The 18823-nt window shown below is 72.1% G+C and carries 15 protein-coding genes; 9 read left to right on the forward strand and 6 right to left on the reverse strand.

Annotation, left to right across the window (positions count from 1 at the left end):
* Positions 1-390 precede the first annotated feature (390 nt).
* Positions 391-1803, forward strand: coding sequence for a M20/M25/M40 family metallo-hydrolase (locus CKY47_RS02970; protein WP_306744027.1), 1413 nt, complete (start codon positions 391-393; stop codon positions 1801-1803).
* Here CKY47_RS02970 and CKY47_RS02975 read toward each other — a convergent pair.
* Positions 1800-2270 (reverse strand): HIT family protein, encoded by a 471-nt coding sequence (locus CKY47_RS02975; RefSeq protein WP_306744028.1) that lies wholly within the window; start codon positions 2268-2270, stop codon positions 1800-1802. The two genes, CKY47_RS02970 and CKY47_RS02975, sit on opposite strands and share 4 nt — an antisense overlap.
* A gap of 473 nt (positions 2271-2743) precedes the next feature.
* Between CKY47_RS02975 and CKY47_RS02980 the strand changes: the two genes are divergently transcribed.
* From CKY47_RS02980 to CKY47_RS03005, 6 genes are all read left to right on the forward strand, one after another.
* Positions 2744-5416 (forward strand): MGH1-like glycoside hydrolase domain-containing protein, encoded by a 2673-nt coding sequence (locus CKY47_RS02980; protein WP_306744029.1) that lies wholly within the window; start codon positions 2744-2746, stop codon positions 5414-5416.
* A gap of 165 nt (positions 5417-5581) precedes the next feature.
* Positions 5582-6400 (forward strand): transporter substrate-binding domain-containing protein, encoded by an 819-nt coding sequence (locus tag CKY47_RS02985; RefSeq protein WP_306744030.1) that lies wholly within the window; start codon positions 5582-5584, stop codon positions 6398-6400.
* Positions 6401-6478: 78 nt separating this feature from the next.
* Complete coding sequence (locus tag CKY47_RS02990) at positions 6479-7303, forward strand: amino acid ABC transporter permease (protein ID WP_306744031.1); 825 nt, start codon at positions 6479-6481, stop codon at positions 7301-7303.
* Positions 7300-8082 carry an amino acid ABC transporter ATP-binding protein gene (locus tag CKY47_RS02995; protein ID WP_306744032.1) on the forward strand — a complete coding sequence of 261 codons (783 nt, stop codon included), beginning with the start codon at positions 7300-7302 and terminating at the stop codon, positions 8080-8082. The genes CKY47_RS02990 and CKY47_RS02995 overlap by 4 nt, the downstream gene beginning before the upstream one ends.
* A 54-nt stretch (positions 8083-8136) precedes the next feature.
* Positions 8137-10320, forward strand: a complete 2184-nt coding sequence (locus CKY47_RS03000; RefSeq protein ID WP_306744033.1) for a bactofilin family protein — start codon at positions 8137-8139, stop codon at positions 10318-10320.
* Positions 10321-10363: 43 nt separating this feature from the next.
* Positions 10364-11284, forward strand: a complete 921-nt coding sequence (locus CKY47_RS03005; RefSeq protein WP_306744034.1) for an ROK family protein — start codon at positions 10364-10366, stop codon at positions 11282-11284.
* Here the strand turns inward: CKY47_RS03005 and mctP are convergent.
* The 3 genes from mctP to CKY47_RS03020 all read right to left on the reverse strand — a co-directional run bounded on the left by mctP (position 11278) and on the right by CKY47_RS03020 (position 14003).
* Positions 11278-12915 carry a monocarboxylate uptake permease MctP gene (mctP, locus tag CKY47_RS03010; protein ID WP_306744035.1) on the reverse strand — a complete coding sequence of 546 codons (1638 nt, stop codon included), beginning with the start codon at positions 12913-12915 and terminating at the stop codon, positions 11278-11280. The genes CKY47_RS03005 and mctP overlap by 7 nt on opposite strands.
* A 2-nt stretch (positions 12916-12917) precedes the next feature.
* Complete coding sequence (locus tag CKY47_RS03015; RefSeq protein WP_306744036.1) at positions 12918-13184, reverse strand: DUF3311 domain-containing protein; 267 nt, start codon at positions 13182-13184, stop codon at positions 12918-12920.
* A 117-nt stretch (positions 13185-13301) separates the two neighbouring features.
* Positions 13302-14003 (reverse strand): GntR family transcriptional regulator, encoded by a 702-nt coding sequence (locus CKY47_RS03020; protein ID WP_306744037.1) that lies wholly within the window; start codon positions 14001-14003, stop codon positions 13302-13304.
* Positions 14004-14181: 178 nt separating this feature from the next.
* On the opposite strand from CKY47_RS03020, the gene CKY47_RS03025 reads away from it, so the two are divergent.
* Together CKY47_RS03025 and CKY47_RS03030 are read left to right on the forward strand one after the other, a co-directional pair.
* Positions 14182-15435: a PA0049 family protein gene (locus CKY47_RS03025; RefSeq protein WP_306744038.1), complete on the forward strand. Its 1254-nt coding sequence runs from the start codon at positions 14182-14184 to the stop codon at positions 15433-15435.
* 4 nt (positions 15436-15439) lie between these two features.
* On the forward strand, positions 15440-16270 hold the full coding sequence (locus tag CKY47_RS03030) for a septum formation family protein (protein ID WP_306744039.1): 831 nt from the start codon (positions 15440-15442) through the stop codon (positions 16268-16270).
* A 72-nt stretch (positions 16271-16342) separates the two neighbouring features.
* Here the strand turns inward: CKY47_RS03030 and CKY47_RS03035 are convergent, their stop codons facing one another.
* Complete coding sequence (locus CKY47_RS03035) at positions 16343-16807, reverse strand: hypothetical protein (protein WP_306744040.1); 465 nt, start codon at positions 16805-16807, stop codon at positions 16343-16345.
* Positions 16808-16907: 100 nt separating this feature from the next.
* The gene (locus tag CKY47_RS03040) at positions 16908-18719 is read right to left on the reverse strand and encodes a phosphoenolpyruvate carboxykinase (GTP) (protein WP_306744041.1); all 1812 of its coding nucleotides are present in this window, start codon (positions 18717-18719) and stop codon (positions 16908-16910) included.
* Positions 18720-18823: the final 104 nt, after the last annotated feature.

Here is an 18823-nt window from a genome sequence, read left to right on the forward strand (position 1 = left end):
CAGTCGCCGTCGCCCCTGGGTGTGGGGAATCGGCAACCGTCGGCGCTGACGGTGTGTTCTCATCCACATCCTGACATGGCCCCTGCCGTATTGGTGTGCCCCGTCCCAGTTCGTGACAGAGAGCGCAGGCCCCTCACCTGCGGTAACGGTTGGACGGCCAATCTTCGGCCGTCCGAGCACGGCGTCCGCTCACCGGACGCCCACGTCCCGGTTACCGATCGTTAACGGCCGCCCGTCGTCTTCGGGGTGCGTCCGGTCGGCGGCAACCGCCCACGTGGGGGGTGGACCGGTTCGATGGACTACCGACCATCGGGCCGACTGGGCATTTCCACCCTGCGAAACCGCCGCGCGACCGCCTGACCGCGCGGCGGGCCGTGACAGGATCGGGACGTGGACCGTTCAGCACTGACCAGCACCGTTCGCGGGCTGTGGGACGACGACATCCTCCCGAGCCTCTCCGCCCTGGTCGCGATACCCGCGATCTCCCCCGCCTTCGACCCCGCGTGGGCGACCAGCGGCCACCTGGCCGCCGCGGTCGAGCACGTGCGCGCCTGGCTCGCCACCCGCGACCTGCCGGGCACCACCGTCGAGGTCGTCCAGCTCCCCGACCGCACGCCGCTGCTATTGGTGGACGTGCCCGGCACGGCGGTGTCCGACGACACCGTCCTCATGTACGGGCACCTGGACAAGCAGCCCCCGGTCGGCGGCTGGTCGGAGGGCCTCGGCCCGTGGACCCCGGTCGTGCGCGACGGCCGCCTGTACGGGCGCGGCGCGGCCGACGACGGCTACTCGGGGTACGCGGCGGTGGCCGCGATCGAGGCTGTGCGGGCGAACGGCGGGACGCACGCGCGGTGCGTCGTGCTGCTGGAGACGGGCGAGGAGTCGGGCAGTCCCGACCTGCCCGCCTACCTGGAGCACCTGAAGCCTCGGCTGGGCGACGTGTCGCTGGTCGTGTGCCTGGACTCCGGCGGCAACGACTACGACCGGATGTGGCTGACCTCGTCCCTGCGCGGTCTCGTGCAGGCGACGATGACGGTGCGCGTGCTGGACGCCGGCCTGCACTCGGGCACGGGCAGCGGCGTCGTGCCCTCGTCGTTCCGCATCGCCCGGCAGCTGCTGGACCGGCTGGAGGACTCCGCCACCGGCGAGGTGCTGGTGCGCGAGATGCACGTGGACGTGCCGGAGCACCGGCTCGCCGAGGTGCGCGACGCGGTGACCGCCGCGCCGGGTTCCATCACCGGCCCCGTGGCGTGGGCGGGTGGCACCCGGCCGGTCGTCGAGGACGAGGTCGAGCTGGCCCTGAACTCGGGCTGGCGGCCCACCCTGTCGATCACCGGCGCGGACGGCCTGCCGTCTCCGGACGACGCGGGCAACGTGCTGCGGCCGTTCACCACGCTCGTGCTGAGCTTCCGGCTGCCGCCGACGGCCGACTCGGGCGTGGCCCTGGAGGCGGTGCGGCGGCTGCTGACGACCGACGTGCCGTACGGGGCGACCGTCGAGCTGTCCCGCGTCGAGCACGCCACCGGCTGGAACGCGCCGGCGCTCGCGCCGTGGCTGCGCGACACCCTGGACGGGGTCGGCGAGGAGGTCTTCGGCGCGCCGTGGCGGAGCATGGCGCTGGGCGGCTCGATCCCGTTCATGGGCCTGCTGGCCGAGGCGTACCCGGAGGCGCAGTTCCTGGTCACGGGCGCGGTCGGGCCGGACTCGAACTGCCACGTGCCCGACGAGTGGCTGCACCTGGAGCAGGCGGCGCGCATCACCGCGGCGGTGGCCTCGGTGCTGGACGCGCACGCCTCCCGCTAGAGGGTCAGGAGCCGGTCGACCTCCGCGGCCAGGGCGTCGCGGAGGTCGTCGTGCCGCGGGCCGAGCGCGTGGCGCGGGTCGGTCCACACCTCGGGCGGGTAGAGGTGGACGGGGTGGCCGACCCGTTCAGGTGGTTCCCACTCGTACCGGGCGCGCACGTGGGCGTGCAGGAACGGGTCGGTGTTGCCGAGGATCTCGATGTTCACCCGCCGGAACCGCTCGTCGCGGCGGGCGCACACCACCTCGACCGCCTCGGCGAGCAGCTCGACGTCCGCCAGGAACCGCAGGCGCCTGGGCCGGGGCAGGTCCGTCAGCCGCCCGACCGCCGGGTCGTCGGTGAGCAGGACGCAGTAGCCGGGCAGGAACTGGACGTCGCCGATGACGGCGAAGCCCGCGTGGAGCCGGCGCAGCACGGACGGGTTCTCGCCGCGGAGCGCCGAGCCGACGCGGTCGTCCTGCCAGGTCACGTGTCCCACCTCCGGGTGATGTCGTCGAGCAGCGCGGGGCCGGTGGTCGGGTCGGTGCCGCGGCACCGGCGCGCGCGGGCGAGCTCGTCGAAGTCCACGGTCTGCATCCTGGCCCCGTCCGGGTCGTCGGTGAAGATCTTGACAGCGGTCGGGGGAACGCGGCGCGGCCCGGCGCGCCGATCGCGATGATCACCCGTCCGTGGCCCGGACCGCCTCCCGGCGGACAGCGCGACGACCACCCGTGACGGGCAGTCCCGCGGCCCTGTCACGGCCCCGGGCGGGTGAGCGGCCGGCCGGGGTCCGCGCCGTCCGCCGACCGTGCCCCGGACGGCGCCGCGCGGTGCTCGCCGGTCGCCCCACGGGGGTGGGTCGTCCACGGAGAGTGAGCGTGACACGCCTGTGCAAGACCTTTCAGAGCTGTGACCTAACCCGCGAGTAACCGCTTTACTGGATCGATGCCGCACACTGGCCGCGTGAACGAGCACAGCCGGCAAGCCGAGCGAGCGCGACTGGCGGAGTCCGACTCCCCCACCGCTCCGTGGCGCCTGTGGGGCCCCTACCTGGCCGGACGGCAGTGGGGGACCGTTCGGGAGGACTACTCGGCGGGGGGCGACGCGTGGACGTCCTTCCCGTTCGACCACGCCCGCTCGCGGGCCTACCGGTGGGGTGAGGACGGCATCGCGGGCATCTGCGACGTGCACGGCTTCCTCAACCTCGGCGTGGCCCTGTGGAACGGCCGGGACCCGTTCCTGAAGGAGCGGTACTTCGGGCTCACCAACGACGAGGGCAACCACGGCGAGGACGTCAAGGAGCACTGGTGGGTGACCGACGGCACGCCCACCCACTCGTGGATGCAGGTCGTCTACCGGTACCCGCAGTGCGAGTTCCCCTACGCCGAGCTGCGCGAACGGGCCCGCGTCGCCGGGCGCAACGAGCGCGAGCCGGAGCTGTCGGACACCGGCGCGCTCGACGGGAACCGGTTCTTCGACGTGGCCGTGAGCTACGCGAAGGCGAGCCCGACGGACCTGTGCGTCGAGATCACCGCCACCAACCACGGCCCGGACCCGGCGCCGCTGCACCTGCTCCCGCAGCTGTGGTTCCGCAACACGTGGTCGTGGGGCCGGGACGCGCGCAAGCCGTCGCTGGTCGCCCGCACGAACGACGGCTGGCGCCGGGTCACCGCCGAGCACGGCGCGCTGGGCCGCTACACGCTGCACGTCGAGGGGACGCCGACGCTGCTGGTCACCGACAACGAGACCAACGAGGTCGAGCTGTTCGGCACCGAGCGCAACCCCGGCGAGTACACCAAGGACGGCGTCGACCGGTACGTGGTCGGGCGCGACGCGCGGGCCTGCCGGGTGGTCGGCCCGGACGACACGAGCGAGCCGGGCACGAAGGTGGCGGCCTGGTACTCGTTCGACCCGGTGGAGCCGGGCGAGTCGGTGACCGTGCGGCTGCGGCTGGTGGAGGGGGACGGGCACCTCGACGCGTTCGGCCCGAGCTTCCAGGACACCGTGCAGCAGCGCCGCTGGGAGGCCGACGAGTTCCACGCCACCGGCCTCGACCCGCGCCGGGCCGCGGTGGTGCGGCGGGCGCTGGCGGGCCTGATGTGGACCAAGCAGCACTACCGCTTCCGCACCCGCGAGTGGCTGGACGGCGACCCGGCGCAGCCCGCGGCGCCCAAGTCGCGGACCACGCCGCACGCGCGCAACGCGCACTGGCGGCACTTCGACGTGGCCGACGTGATCTCCATGCCGGACGAGTGGGAGTACCCGTGGTTCGCCGCGTGGGACCTCGCGTTCCAGGCGGTGCCGTTCGCCCGGGTGGACCCGGCGTTCGCCAAGGAGCAGCTGCTCCTGCTGTGCCGGGAGTGGCTGATGCACCCCAACGGCCAGCTCCCGGCCTACGAGTGGGAGTTCGGCGACGTGAACCCGCCGGTGCACGCCTGGGCGGCGCTCCAGGTGTACCGGTCGGAGGAGGTCCCGGACCGGAAGTTCCTGGCCAAGATCTTCCACAAGCTGCTGCTGAACTTCTCCTGGTGGGTGAACCGCAAGGACGCCGACGGCAGCTACCTGTTCGAGGGCGGCTTCCTCGGCATGGACAACATCGGTCCGGTGAACCGGTCGGAGCCGATGCTCGGCCAGTGGCGGCTGGAGCAGTCCGACGCCACGTCGTGGATGGCGGCCTACAGCCTGCACCTGATGCAGATCGCGCTGGAGCTGGCGCGGCACGACGACGCGTACGAGGACGTGGCCACGAAGTTCGTGGAGCACTTCCTGAGCATCGCGGACGCGTCCACGCAGTTCGGCTCGGGCGGGCGCGGGATCTGGGACGAGACGGACGGCTTCTGCTACGACGCGGTGACGCGGCGGCTGCCGGACGGCTCGACGGAGTCCAAGCCGGTGCGGGTGCGGTCGATGGTGGGCCTCATCCCGGTGCTGGCGTGCGCGACGCTGGAGCCGTGGGTGTTCCAGGAGCTGCCCGACTTCACCCGGCGGCTGGAGCACCTGCTGTCCAAGCGGCCGGAGCTGAAGCCGTTCGTGAGCAGGCGCGGCGACCGGGCGATGTTCAGCCTGCTGGACGAGCGCAAGCTGCGGCTGGTGCTGACCCGGATGCTCGACGAGGGCGAGTTCCTGTCCCCGCACGGCATCCGCAGCCTGTCCGCGGCGCACCGCGAGGGCCTGGAGGTGCAGGTCGCGGACCAGGAGCACCGGATGGGCTACGAGCCCGGGGAGTCGCGCACGCCGATGTTCGGCGGCAACTCGAACTGGCGCGGACCGGTGTGGTTCCCGACGAACGCGCTGCTCGTCGAGGCCCTGCGGACGGTCGAGGAGTTCCACGACGGTTCGTTCCACGTGGAACTTCCCACCCGCTCCACGCGACACGTGACGGCGGGCCAGGCGGCGGACGAGCTGGTCAGGCGGCTGGTGTCGCTGTTCCTGCCGGACCACGACGGCCGCCGCCCGGCGGACGGCAAGCGGATCGAGTCGACGGACTCGCCGCTGTGGCGCGACCACGTCACGTTCAGCGAGTACTTCGACGGCGACACGGGCGAGGGCCTCGGCGCGACGCACCAGACGGGGTGGACGGCACTGGTGGCGTCGTTGATGACGGACCGTCGCCAAACGAGCGCACCCGGTACATGAATTGTGTGACCTGACCCAACCGGCCGAACATTTTGCGGTTCCCCACCGCATGTGACACAGGAATCGTGCCCACCGAAGGTCTGTAACACGCACGTGCTGTCCACCGTGTCACCCAAGTGGCAGTATGCCGAACACTCGACCGACACAGTTACGAGGAGTGACACCGTGGCCCGTCGTACCAGGCACGCTGCGCTCGCCCTGTTCCCCGTGCTCGCCCTGGCGGCCACGATGACGGCGTGCGCGACCAAGGTGAACACCGGTTCCACGGATGCCGGCTCCGGTATCACCCTGGTCCAGAGCGGCAAGCTGGTCACCTGCACCCACCTGTCCTACAAGCCCTTCCAGTTCTCCGAGGGCGACAAGACCGTGGGCTTCGACGTCGAGCTGGTCGACCTGGTGGCGAAGGAGCTGAACGTCACCCAGGAAATCTTCGACACCCCCTTCGAGACCATCACCTCCGGCGAGGTCTTCAACACCGGCAAGTGCGACCTCGCCGCCGCGGGCATGACGATCAACGACGCCCGCAAGGAGGCCATCGACTTCTCGGAGCCGTACTTCGACGCCTCGCAGGCGCTGCTGGTCAAGAAGGACTCCGGCATCACCGGTCTGGAGAGCCTCAACGGCAAGAAGATCGGCGTCCAGCTGGAGACCACCGGCGAGGAGTACGCCAACGAGAACGCGGCGAAGTTCGGCTACACCGTCGTCCAGTTCGAGGACCTGCCGCTGATGGAGACCGCCGTGCGCACCGGCGCGGTGGACGCGGCCATCAACGACAACGGCGTGCTCTACGACTACGCCAAGGAGTTCCCGGACACCGAGGTGACGACGGAGTTCGACACCGGTGAGCAGTACGGGATCGGCGTGAAGAAGGGCAACACCGCCCTCAAGGCCAAGATCGACGAGGTCCTGAAGAAGGCCAAGGACAACGGCGAGTACGACAAGATCTACGAGAAGTGGTTCGGCAAGAAGCCGGAGTCGAAGTAACCGGCTCGACGGCGGGGCCGGTGCTCACGAAGCACCGGCCCCGCGCCTTGTCCACCCCACCCACGAGGTAACCCACACATGGCACTCTCCAAGCGACAGCGGGCGAAGGCGTTCCGCGGCGCCCAGTACGCGCTGCTGGTCGTGATCGCGGTCGTCCTGGCGCTGGTCGCCGACTGGCGCGAGATCCAGCGCAGCTTCTTCAACCTGGACATCGCCGCGGAGATGTTCCCCAACGTCATCACGGTGGCGTTGAAGAACACCCTCGTCTACACCGCGCTGGGCTTCGGCTTCGGCCTGGTGCTCGGCCTGGTGCTGGCCCTGATGAAGCTGTCGCCGGTCGCGCCCTACCGGTGGATCGCCACGATCTACATCGAGTTCTTCCGGGGCGTCCCCGCCCTGCTGGTGTTCATCGCGCTCAGCTTCGGCGTGCCGCTGGCGTTCGGCCTCCAGTTCGACATCTACTCCACGGTCATGCTGGCGCTCGGCATCGTCGGCGCCGCGTACATGGCGGAGACGATCCGCGCGGGCATCCAGGCCGTGCCGAAGGGCCAGATCGAGGCGGCCCGCTCGCTGGGCATGTCCCAGGGCCGGACCATGGTCACGGTCGTCATCCCGCAGGCATTCCGGATCATCCTGCCGCCGCTGACCAACGAGCTGATCCTGCTCACCAAGGACTCGTCGCTGATCTACATCATCGGCCTGGCCCGCGACCAGTACGAGCTGACCAAGTTCGGGCGCGAGACGCTCAGCCGGTCGCCGTCGCTGACCCCGATCCTGGTGGTCGGCCTGTGCTACCTGCTGATCACGCTGCCGCTCGGCTACCTGTCGCGGTACCTGGAGCGGCGCACGGGCGGCAAGAAGATCAGCACACCGGAGTCGACCGGGTTGGGGGTGTCCTCGTGAGCGAGGCGGTTGTCGTGGAGACCGGACCGGCGGTCGAGATCGTCGGGTTGAAGAAGTCGTTCGGCCCGCTGGAGGTGCTCAAGGGCATCGACGCGCGGGTCGAGCGCGGTGACGTGGTGTGCGTCATCGGGCCGTCCGGCTCGGGCAAGTCCACGCTGCTGCGCTGCGTGAACCTGCTGGAGGAGCCGACGGCGGGCAGGATCGTCGTCAACGGCACCGAGCTGACCGACCCGGACGTGGACATCGACGCCGCGCGCACCCGCATCGGCATGGTGTTCCAGGGCTTCAACCTGTTCTCGCACCTCAACGTGCTGAACAACCTGATGGTCGCGCAGCGCAAGGTGCTCAAGCGGGACCAGAAGACGGCGCAGGAGGTCGCGCTGCGCAACCTGGAGCGGGTCGGGCTGGGCGAGAAGGTCAACGCGATGCCGGCCCAGCTGTCCGGCGGCCAGCAGCAGCGCGTGGCCATCGCGCGGGCGCTGTCGATGGACCCGGACGTGATGCTGTTCGACGAGCCGACGTCGGCGCTGGACCCCGAGCTGGTGGGCGACGTGCTGGGCGTGATGCGGCAGCTCGCCGACGAGGGCATGACCATGCTCGTGGTGACGCACGAGATGCAGTTCGCCCGCGAGGTGGCCGACCGGGTGCTGTTCATGGACGGCGGGTACGTCGTCGAGGAGGGGCCGGCCGAGCAGGTCATCGGCGCGCCGCGGCACGAGCGCACGCAGTCGTTCCTGGCGCGCGTGCTCGACCCGACGCACCAGGGGCCCTCCGCGTAGCCCGTTTCCCCGTTCCCTTGCGCGGGGGCGCCGGGAACCCGCATTGTCGATCACATGACCGAGGTGGGGGCGCGGGGGCTGGACGTGTTCGACCCCAGCCCGCCGCGCTCCGCCCGCGTGGCGGCGGCCGACGTGCTGCGCGGCGCGGGGATCGGCGAGGCGGACGGCACGTGGCGGTTGCCGCGGCGGCGCGCGGGCGTGCCGCCGGTGGTGCGGGTGGCGGACAAGTTCGTGACCGGGGTGCTCGACCTGCGCGCGGTGGAGTTCCCGTACGTGCTGGAGTTCGTGCGCTGCCGGTTCGAGCAGCCGCCGGACCTGCGCCAGGGCAAGCTCGCCGGACTGGAGTTCGCGGGCTGCCACCTGCCCGGCCTGCTCGGGCGGAACCTGTCCGGCGCCAACGAGATCTCCCTGGCCGGCAGCACCGTCGAGGGCCTGGTCGACCTCGTGGACGCCGACATCGCCGGGTCCCTGTCGTTGCGGGACGCCGCGCTGCTCGCGCCGGGCGGCATCGCGCTCCACGCCGACCGGCTCACGCTGGCGGGCGGCCTGCTGGGGCAGCGCGTGCGGGTCACCGGCGAGCTGCGGATGGCGAGCGCCCACGTCGGCGGCTACTGCAACCTCACCGGCGGGTCGTTCGACAACCCCGAGGGCCACGCGCTCAACGGCACGGGCCTGCACGTCGGCGGCACCCTGCTGCTGGCCGGCTGCACGGTCCTCGGCACGGTGCTGCTGGCGGGCGCGCGGATCGACTCGGCGCTGACCATGCGCGGCGCCGGGGTGTCGCGGGGGCGGGCGGCCGACGACGCGCTCGACCCGCACTCCGACCCGAGCGCGACGCTGGTGTTCGACCGCCTCACCGTGGACGGCGACGTGCAGCTCGACCGCGGTTTCCGCAGCACCGGCACGGTCCGCATGGTCAACGCGGCGCTCGGCGGCACGCTGTCGCTGTCCGGCGGCGCGTTCGACGCGGGCGGCCCCGAGCTGGACGAGCCCACCGGCTACGGCCGGGCCGTGCACGGCAACGCCGAACCCACCGGGCACGGCCGGGCGCTGCACCTGGACGGCGCGCAGGTCGGCGGCGACGTCATCGGCCGCCAGTGCCGGGTGCGCGGCCAGCTCCGCATGGTGGACCTCCAGGTCAAGGGCAGCCTGATCCTGGACGGCTCGGCGCTGGACAACCCGCGCGCCGACGCCGTGCTGGGCAACCGGTCGCGCATCGGCAGCAACCTGGCCGCCCGCGAGGTCGAGGTGGCCGGCGGCCTGGAGCTGCGCGGCGTGCACGTCGGCGCGAATGTCGACCTGCGCGGCAGCCGCATCACGAAGCCGGGCCGCTACCGGCACCAGCCGGCGGGCAAGCCGTCGCTCGACGTGGGCGGCGCGGTCATCGGTCGCGACCTGATCTGCGCGCGCGGCGCCCGGGAGTTCGTCGCGCACGGCGGGGTGCGGGCGCGGCGGGCGCAGGTCGGCCGGATGGCGACGTTCGACGGGGCGGTGCTCGGCGACAAGCTCGACTCGCACGCGCTCAACGTGCTCGGCATGCAGGTCCAGGAGCTGACCCTGACCCCGGTCACCGCGCCGCGCGGCGACGTGACGCTGCGGCAGGTGCGCTGCACCTCGTTGGACGACAACGAGAACTTCTGGTCCGCGACCGGCTGGATCGACCTGGAGGAGTTCCGCTACGACTCGCTGCGGCACCCGATCGACCTGCGCGACGACGACGAGGTGGAGCGGCGGCTGCGCTGGCTGCGGCAGGCGATGCGGCGCACCTACCGGCCCGGCCCGTACGACCAGTTCGCCGAGATGCTGCGGGCGTGCGGCAACGACGAGCACGCGGCGACCGTGCTGGTGGAGAAGCAGCGGCTGCGGTACCGGACGATCGCCGAGGGCCGCCGTTGGCTGCGCCCGCTGGTGCTGCTGTGGAGCTGGTCGCAGCGCGCGATGGTGGGCTACGGCTACCGGCCGGCGCGGGCGCTGGGCTGGCTGGTGGTCACGTGGCTGCTGGGCAGCGCGTGGTTCGCCGCCGGGCCGGAGCTGGTGGAGATCAACGACGACGACCACCTGCCGTGGAACCCGTGGCTGTTCACCATCGACCTGGTGGTGCCGATCGTGGACTTCGGCAACAAGAACCGCTGGCAGACGCCGGGCGCGTCGCAGTGGATCGCGTCCGGGCTGATCGTCATGGGCTGGGTGCTGGCCACCACGGTGGCGGCCGGCCTGACCCGGATGCTCAAGCGCTGACCGGCTGCTCGATCGCGCCCCGGTGGTGACCTAACCTGATCGGGTGACGGACCTGGTGCTGGCACTGGACGTGGGCGGCACCAAGGTCGCCGGCGCCCTGGTGGAACGCGGTGGCGCGGTGCGGCGCGCGGTCCGGGCCGGGACGCCGCTCGGGGACGCCGAGGGGACGTTCGCCGCGGTGGCGTCCGTGGTGGACGAGGTGCTGGCCGGCGAACCGGTCGCCGCGGTCGGCATCGCCTGCGCGGGGCCGGTGGACGCGACCGCCGGGACGGTGAGCCCCATCAACGTGCCGGGGTGGCGGGCGTTCCCGCTGCGCGACCGGGTGGGCGCGCTGGTGCCGGGGGTGCCCGTCGAGCTGGCCGGTGACGGCACGTGCATGGCGCTCGGCGAGCACTGGCTGGGCGCGGGCCGGGGCAGCCGGTTCATGGTGGGGCTGGTGGTCAGCACCGGCGTCGGCGGCGGGCTGGTGCTCGGCGGGCGACCGTTCGGCGGGCGCACGGGCAACGCCGGGCACGTCGGGCACGTCGTGGTGGAGCCGGACGGCGAGCCGTGCACGTGCGGCGGGCGCGGCTGCGCGGAGACCGTGGCGGGCGGGCCGCGGATGGTGGCGTGGGCGCGGCAGCGGGGGTGGCAGGCGCCCCGGGGCGCGGACGCCGCGCTGCTCGCGGCGGCGGCGCAGGCCGGCGAGGACCTGCCCCGGGCCGCGTTCGAGCGGGCCGGGCGGGCGGTCGGCATGGCCATCGCGGCCACGGCGGCCGTGGTGGACCTGGACCTCGCGGTGGTGGGCGGCGGTGTGGCGCAGGCGGGCGAGCTGCTGTTCGACCCGTTGCGCCGCACCGTCGCCGAGCACTGCGGGCTGTCCTACCTGGACGGGTTGCGGGTCGAGCCCGCCCGGCTGGGTGGCCGGGCGGGTCTCGTGGGCGCCGCCGCCCTCGTCCTCGGGGGTCCGCTCGGGGATCAGTGAGCGGAGGCGACCGGCTTGACGCGCGGGTTGTCCTCGTCGACGTGGTAGTCGTCGCCGTCGGTCTCGTCGGTGCCGTTGAACCAGCGCGCCTTGCGGGCGACCAGCGTCACGAGGACCGCCACCAGCAGGTTCGCCACGACGGCGAGCGCGCCGACGTAGATCTGCACGGTGGACCCGCCGAGCGGGTGCCAGCCGAACAGCGACAGGTCGCCCAGCGGCAGCGCGGAGCCGGCGAAGTGCGCCTTGCCGACGGCCGGGTTGCCGATGCCGTAGAGCAGCCACATGCCCCAGCCCATGCCGACGACCCAGCCGGCGATCAGGCCGTACAGGTGGAACCAGCGGGTGTAGAGCGCGATGGCCACGGCGGGCAGCGTCTGGAGGATCATGACGCCGCCGATGAGCTGGAGGTCGATGGAGAACTGCGGGTCGATGAACACGATGAACGCGACCGCGCCGAACTTCACCACCAGCGACGCGAGCTTGGCCTGCTTGGCCTCCTGCGCGGGCGTGGCGCCCTTCTTGAGGTACTCCTTGTAGATGTTGCGCGTCCACAGGTTCGCCGCCGCGATCGACATGATCGCCGCCGGCACCAGGGCGCCGATGGCGATGGCCGCGTAGGCCACGCCCGCGAACCAGGCCGGGAACTCCTGGCCGAACAGCACCGGGACGATGGTGTTCGTGTCGGCGCGGCCGGTGGCCTGGTTGGTGATCGGCTTGACGCCGGCCGAGATCGCGACGAAGCCGAGCATCGCGAGCAGGCCGAGCAGCAGCGAGTACGCGGGCAGCGCCACCATGTTCCGCTTGATCACGTTGCGGCCGCGCGAGGCGAGGATGCCGGTCAGCGAGTGCGGGTACAGGAACAGCGCCAGCGCCGAGCCGAGCGCCAGCGTGGCGTACTGGAGCTGGTTGTTGGCGGTGAGCAGGATGCCGTCGGTCTTCGCGGGCGTCGCGTCGTACTTGGCCTGCGCGGTGTCGAAGATCGTGCCCCAGCCGCCGAACTTGCTCGGCAGGTAGATCACCGCGACCAGGATCACGATGTAGATCAGCGTGTCCTTGACGAACGCGATGAGCGCGGGCGCGCGGAGCCCCGACTGGTAGGTGTAGAGCGCGAGGATGACGAACGCGATGAACAGCGGCAGGTGGCCGAGGATGCCGGAGCCGTTGAGGCCCATCGTGCGCAGCACGGCCTCCAGGCCGACGAGCTGGAGCGCGATGTACGGCATCGTCGCGATGATGCCGGTGACGGCGATGATCAGTGCGAGCCAGTGCGAGCCGTAGCGGCCGCGCACGAAGTCGGCGGGCGTCACGTAGCCGTGCACGCGGGACACCGACCACATCCGCACCAGCGGCAGGAAGACGATCGGGTACAGCACGACGGTGTAGGGCAGGGCGTAGAAGCCCAGCGCGCCCGCGCCGAACACCAGGGCGGGCACCGCGACGAAGGTGTACGCGGTGTAGAGGTCGCCGCCGACGAGGAACCAGGTGATCCAGGAGCCGAACTTCCGGCCGCCGAGACCCCACTCGTCGAGGTGTTCGAGGGTGTCGCCCGCCTTCCACTTCGCCGCGACGAAGCCCAGGACGGTCACCACCAGGAACAGGAAGCTGAAGACCACCAACTCGGTCCACTGCACGGCTACTTCGCCCCCTCGTCCAGGTCGTCGACCCCGAGCAGGTCGGGCTTGCCGGTGACGACGGGCTCGTCCTTCGTCTTCACGTACACCAGGCCGACGCAGAGCACGCCGACCGGGACCCAGGCGAACTGGTACCAGTAGAAGAACGGCAGCCCGAGCACCCTCGGTCCGTCGGTGTTGAACCACGACGTGACGAGCATGAGCAGCGGGACCAGCAGCAGCAGGTTCCAGTTGCTCCAGCGGAGGCTGGATTGTCGAGCTGACGGCATTGTGCGCCCTCCGTACGGCCCTGTGACTGGTGTCGCGCGATGCTAGGCCCGGAGGACGAGCCCCGTCACCATGTCAGGTTGAGCACCTACCGGTGACGTGTCTGGATCGTGACCTCTTCACGCGCCGCGCAGGCCGGTCGTCAGCTGTTCCTCGGCGCGTTCGAGGTACGCGACGAGGGCCGCCTCGGCCCCGGGCACGTCGCGGTCGGCGTCGAGCCGGGCCACCAGCGCGCCGTGCAGCGGCAGGTAGTCGCGGTGGAACGCCTCGGGGTCGCCCATGACGTGGAAGGCGAGGCGCAGCTCGGCGAGCAGGCGCTTCATCTCCTCGTCGAGGCGGGCGCTGCCGGCGAGGGCGGTGACGGCCCGGTGGAACCCGATGTTCGCGGTGCCGACGCCGGTCCAGTCGCCGGCGGCGGCGCGTTCCCGCCCGGAGGAGACGGCGTCGCGGACGGCCTGCCTGGCGGCCTCGGGGGCGTCGTCCCACCGGCGGAGGGCGCCGCACTCGATGACCCGGCGGGCGGCGTAGAGGTCGGCGACGTCGGCCGCGTCGGGGCGGCGGACGAAGACGCCCTTGCTGTACTCGTGGACGAGCAGCCGCTCGTGGGTGAGCAGGCGGAACGCCTCGCGGAGCGTGTTGCGCGAGACGCGGAGGGCGTCGCCCAGGGCCTTCTCGTTGAGCTGCTGGCCGGGTTTGATGTCGCCGTCGAGCACGCTGGCGCGCAGCTTGTCGGCGACGCGTTCCGCCGTGCTGGAGCGGTCGATGTCCCCGCGGTCCTTGGCCAGCGCGCTCAGCCAGTCGCCGGCGTCGACGGTCGTCATGTCGAACGACCTTACTCCTCGAATGGAGTATTGTTGAACAATCGTGCCGGACGGGTGAGGTGCGCCGGGGTTGCGCGTCCGCCGCCGGACTGCCCCGGAGCACCCCGGTTCCCGTCCGCGGAGGACGGGGGCCGGTCCACGGGTTCCGCGTTCGCCCCGGGTCCGGGAGCATCCGGGTGTGATCAGACGACTCCGCACCGTGATCCCGCTCGCCCTCGGGCTGTCCCTGCTCTCGCTGCCCGCCGTGGCGCGGGCGCACCCGGTGGCCTGCTTCGACGAGAGCGCTCCCATCACCGTCGAGGAATCGCGCCTCGGCGACCGGTTGACGCCGGACGGCCCCGCCGTGGGGCCCGAACTGGCCCGCCTCGCGGGCTTCGAGGACGACGTCAGCTCGTTCACCGCCCGCCTGTGCGAGACGCGCTCCCGGAGCCGGGCGCAGCAGCTCGCCGCCACCGCGGGCACCGGGCTGTGGCGGGCCGCCGTCGACCGGGCCCGGACCGCGCAGGCGTGGGACGCCTACGACGACCGCCCCCTCTACTGGGCGCGGCTCCAGGCGACCCGGGCGCTGCGGCAGTGGACGCCCCGGTTCACGCTGTCGACGGGCGACCGGGCACGCCTGGTCGGGGCGTTCGACCTGGGCTCGCGCGGGGTGACCGACCTCGCGTTCGCCGACGGCGCGAGGCGGGTCGCGGTGACCGGCTTCGACCCGTTCCAGCTCAGCGGCACGTCGGTGCGGCGCAGCAACCCGTCCGGCGCGGCCGCGCTCCGGCTGGACGGGAAGGTCGTCGACACGCCCCAGGGGCGCGTCGTCTTCCAGGCGGCCGTGCTGCCGGTGCTGTGGGGCGCCTTCGACCAGGGGATCGTCGAGCGGTTCCACGGCGGGGCGCTGGGGCAGGGGGCGCAGGCCGTCGTCACGGTCAGCCAGGGCCGCCCCGGGCAGTTCGACGTGGAGCGGTGGGCCGGCCGGTGGCGCGGCGGGTTCCCGGACAACAACGACCTCTCGTCGGTCGGCCCTGCCCCGGACGCGGCGGGGTGGCCGCAGCCCGCGCACGAGTTCATCGAGACGACGCTGCCGCACGAGCGGATGGTCGGCGCGGGCACGACCCCGTTCCCGGTGCTGTTCAACCGGTCGTTCTGCGAGTGGCCCGTGGGCACGGTCCCCGGCGAGGGCTTCCCGGACTGCCGCTCCGACGAGCCGACGCCGGGCGCGGCGGCGGCCGAGGGCAGCGGCGGCGACTACCTGTCCAACGAGTCGATGTACCGGGCGAACCGGCTCCGCCTCGGCCTGGGCGCCACCGGCGTCGCGGGCGGCCACCTGCACACCCCCGTCCTGGGGCAGCCGGCCGACCCGACCGCGCTCACCGACGCGACCTTCGAGCGCGAGCGCCGCGCCATCGCCGACCAGGTGGTCGCCCTGGTGTCGGTAACCTGACCGGGTGAGGTGCTGGCGGGCGGCGGTCGTGGCACTGGCCGCGCTGTCGCTCGCCGCCTGCACCGCCCGCGTGGCGGGGACGCCGGACGCGCAGGTCGTCCGCCCCTCGATCACGCCGACGGTCGACGAGCTGCCGGAACCCGGCCAGTGCACGACCACCGGTGTCGAGGTGCTGGACTGCGCGCAGCGCCACGACGCCGAGGTCACCGAGGTGGGGGAGCTGCCGGAGCTGGGCTCCGCGTACCCGGACGACCGCGACCTGCGCCGCGCCGTGCTGCCGCCGTGCCGCGCCGCGCTGACCGCGTACCTGGGCAGCGCCGACCACGACGCCACCCGCCTCCAGGCGCACGCGTTCTGGCCGAGCCGCGACGGCTGGGCGCGCGGCGACCGGTGGCGGGTGTGCGCGGTGGTCGAACTGGCGCCGGACGGGTCGCGGGCGCCGCGCACGGGCAGCGCCAGGGACCTCCTGAAGGCGGCCGGGTTCAGCACGGTGCAGCTGTGCGCGGCGGCGTCGCCGGGGGTGGACCGGGACGCGGCGATCACGGGCTGCGACCAGCCGCACCGGGCCGAGGCGGTGCCCGGCGTGCTGTCCCTGGGCGCTCCCGGCGACCCCGCGCCCTCCCTCGAACAGGTGAACGCGAAGGCGGCGGACCACTGCGCGCGGGCCGTCCGGAGCTACGTGGGCGCGGATCGGCCGGACGTGTTCGCGTCGTGGCGGGCGTTCGGCAGCCAGGCGTGGTCGGAGGGCTTCACGTCGGCGGTCTGCTACGCCGAGGCGACGCGCCCGTTCACCGGGCGGCTGTGGGGCCTGGGCTCGAACCCGATGCCGGCCTGACCCTTTCGTCAGGGAGTCGTCACCCGGTCGACCCACAGGCTGTGCACAGCTTCATCCACAACCTGTGGACAACTACCTCCGGCGGAACGCCAGAACGATCAGCAGGACGCCCGCGAAGATCGGTCCGCCGCTGCCGAAGACGGGCTTGAGCACGGGCAGGAAGGCCACCGACCCCAGTTCGGCGACCACCGAGCCGGTCAGGGCGAGCACCCCGGCGGTGAGGGGCGCGGCTGGGGACAGCCTGCCGAGGCACACCAGTCCCACCAGGAGCCCCCCGAGCCCCATGGCCACCAGCCCGCGCAGCCGGACCTCGTCGAACTGGTCGATCCCGTAGCCCCAGGCGAAGACCGCGACGAGCGCGGCGAGGGCACCCAGGACGACGCCGCCCACGTGCCACCACGCCGGTACCCGTTCGCGGGGCGGTTCACACCGGTTGCCCGCCGGGTAGTGGCGGACGACACCCGCGGTGGGTCCCACCCGTGGTTCGGACGGGCGGTCGTAGTGCAGTCCACCGAGGAAGTCGTCCTGCTGGGTCACCCTTCCTTGGTACGCCCGACCGGAGGGTAAATCACGCTGGGCAACCAAAAAGAGACCCCGGTGGACGCCGTTGGCCACCGGGGTCTCGCACTGGGGGTGATCAGCCGAGGCGGAGCTTCAGCGCCTCCAGCTCGTCGCGCAGCGAGGTCGGCACCTTCTCGCCGATCTTCGCGAACCACTCCTCGATCATCGGGATCTCGGCGCGCCACTCGTCGGCGTCGAACGCCAGCGCCGCCTCGACGTCCTCGCGCGACGCGTCGAGGCCGGTCAGGTCCAGCTCGTCGGCGGTCGGCACGTGGCCGATCGGGGTCTCGACGGCCGCGGCCCTGCCCTCGATGCGCTCGACGGCCCACTTCAGCACGCGCGAGTTCTCGCCGAACCCGGGCCACAGGAAGCGCTTGTCCTCGCCGCGGCGGAACCAGTTGACGTAGAAGATCTTCGGCAGCTTGTCCGCGTCGGCCGACTTGCCGGTGTCGATCCAGTGCTGGAAGTAGTCACCGGCGTGGTAGCCGATGAACGGCAGCATCGCCATCGGGTCGCGGCGCACGACGCCGGTCTTGCCGACGGCCGCCGCCGTGGTCTCGCTGGACAGGGTGGCGCCCATGAACACGCCGTGCTGCCAGTCGCGCGACTCGGTGATCAGGGGGATGGTGGTGGCGCGGCGACCGCCGAAGAAGATCGCCGAGATCGGCACGCCCTTCGGGTCCTCCCACTCCGGCGCCTTGATGTCGCACTGGGCGATCGGCGTGCAGTAGCGGGAGTTCGGGTGCGACGACGGCTCGTCGTCGTCCGGCGTCCAGTCCTGCTTCTTCCACGAGGTCAGGTGCGCCGGGGGCTCGCCCATGCCCTCCCACCACACGTCGCCGTCGTCGGTGAGGGCGACGTTCGTGAACAGCGAGTTCCCCTTCTCGATGGTGCGCATCGCGTTGGGGTTGGTGTGGTAGTCGGTGCCGGGGGCGACGCCGAAGAAGCCGTTCTCCGGGTTCACCGCGTACAGCCGGCCGTCCTCGCCGAACCGCATCCAGGCGATGTCGTCGCCCAGGGTCTCGACCTTCCAGCCGGGGATGGTCGGCTCCAGCATCGCGAGGTTGGTCTTGCCGCAGGCGCTGGGGAACGCCGCCGCGACGTAGTACGACTTCCGCTCCGGCGAGGTGAGCTTGAGGATCAGCATGTGCTCGGCGAGCCAGCCCTCGTCGCGCGCCATCACCGAGGCGATGCGCAGCGAGTAGCACTTCTTGCCCAGCAGCGCGTTGCCGCCGTAGCCCGAGCCGAACGACCAGATCATCCGCTCCTCGGGGAACTGGGTGATGTACTTGGTCTCGTTGCACGGCCAGGCGACGTCCTCCTGACCCGGCTCCAGCGGCGCGCCGATCGAGTGCAGCGCCTTGACGAACGGCGCGTCGTCGCCGAAGCGGGCGAGGGCCCTCGTGCCCATGCGGGTCATGATGTGCATGGAGACGACGACGTACTCGGAGTCGGTGATCTCCACGCCCAGCATCGGCTTCTCGGCGTCGAGCGGACCCATGCAGAACGGGATGACGTACATCGTCCGACCGCGCATGCACCCGCGGTACAGGTCGGTCATCGTCGCCTTCATCTCGGCGGGGTCCATCCAGTTGTTCGTGGGGCCGCAGTCGGCCGGGTCCACGGAACAGATGAACGTGCGCTCCTCCACGCGGGCCACGTCGGTGGGGTCGCTGGCCGCCCAGAACGAGTTCGGCTTCTTCTTCAGCGGGACGAACGTGCCCGCGTCGACGAGCTTGGCGGTCAGGCGGTCCCACTCGTCCTGGGAACCGTCGGCCCAGACGACCTCGTCGGGGCAGGTCAGTTCGGCGACCTCGTGCACCCAGGCGAGCAGGTGCGGGTGGTCGGTGGGTGCCTGGTCGAGACCGGGAATGGTCACTGCCGTCATCTCGTCTCGTCTCCTAGCTGAGCGCCAGCCCACGGTGGACGCCGGTGTCCGGGTGGGACGTCCTCGGGAATGGCTCCGCCCGCCCGGTGGAGGGCGTGCCGGTC

This window comes from Saccharothrix longispora (genome assembly GCF_030852425.1).
In the GTDB taxonomy this organism is placed as follows: Bacteria; Actinomycetota; Actinomycetes; order Mycobacteriales; family Pseudonocardiaceae; genus Actinosynnema; species Actinosynnema longispora.

Excerpts from the sequence above, each read along its gene's own strand:
- CKY47_RS02990 (WP_306744031.1), top strand. The coding sequence starts at position 6,479 with ATGGCACTCTCCAAGCGACAGCGGGCGAAGGCGTTCCGCGGCGCCCAG.
- CKY47_RS03000 (WP_306744033.1), top strand. The coding sequence starts at position 8,137 with ATGACCGAGGTGGGGGCGCGGGGGCTGGACGTGTTCGACCCCAGCCCG.
- CKY47_RS03015 (WP_306744036.1), bottom strand. The coding sequence starts at position 13,184 with ATGCCGTCAGCTCGACAATCCAGCCTCCGCTGGAGCAACTGGAACCTG.
- CKY47_RS03020 (WP_306744037.1), bottom strand. The coding sequence starts at position 14,003 with ATGACGACCGTCGACGCCGGCGACTGGCTGAGCGCGCTGGCCAAGGAC.
- CKY47_RS03040 (WP_306744041.1), bottom strand. The coding sequence starts at position 18,719 with ATGACGGCAGTGACCATTCCCGGTCTCGACCAGGCACCCACCGACCAC.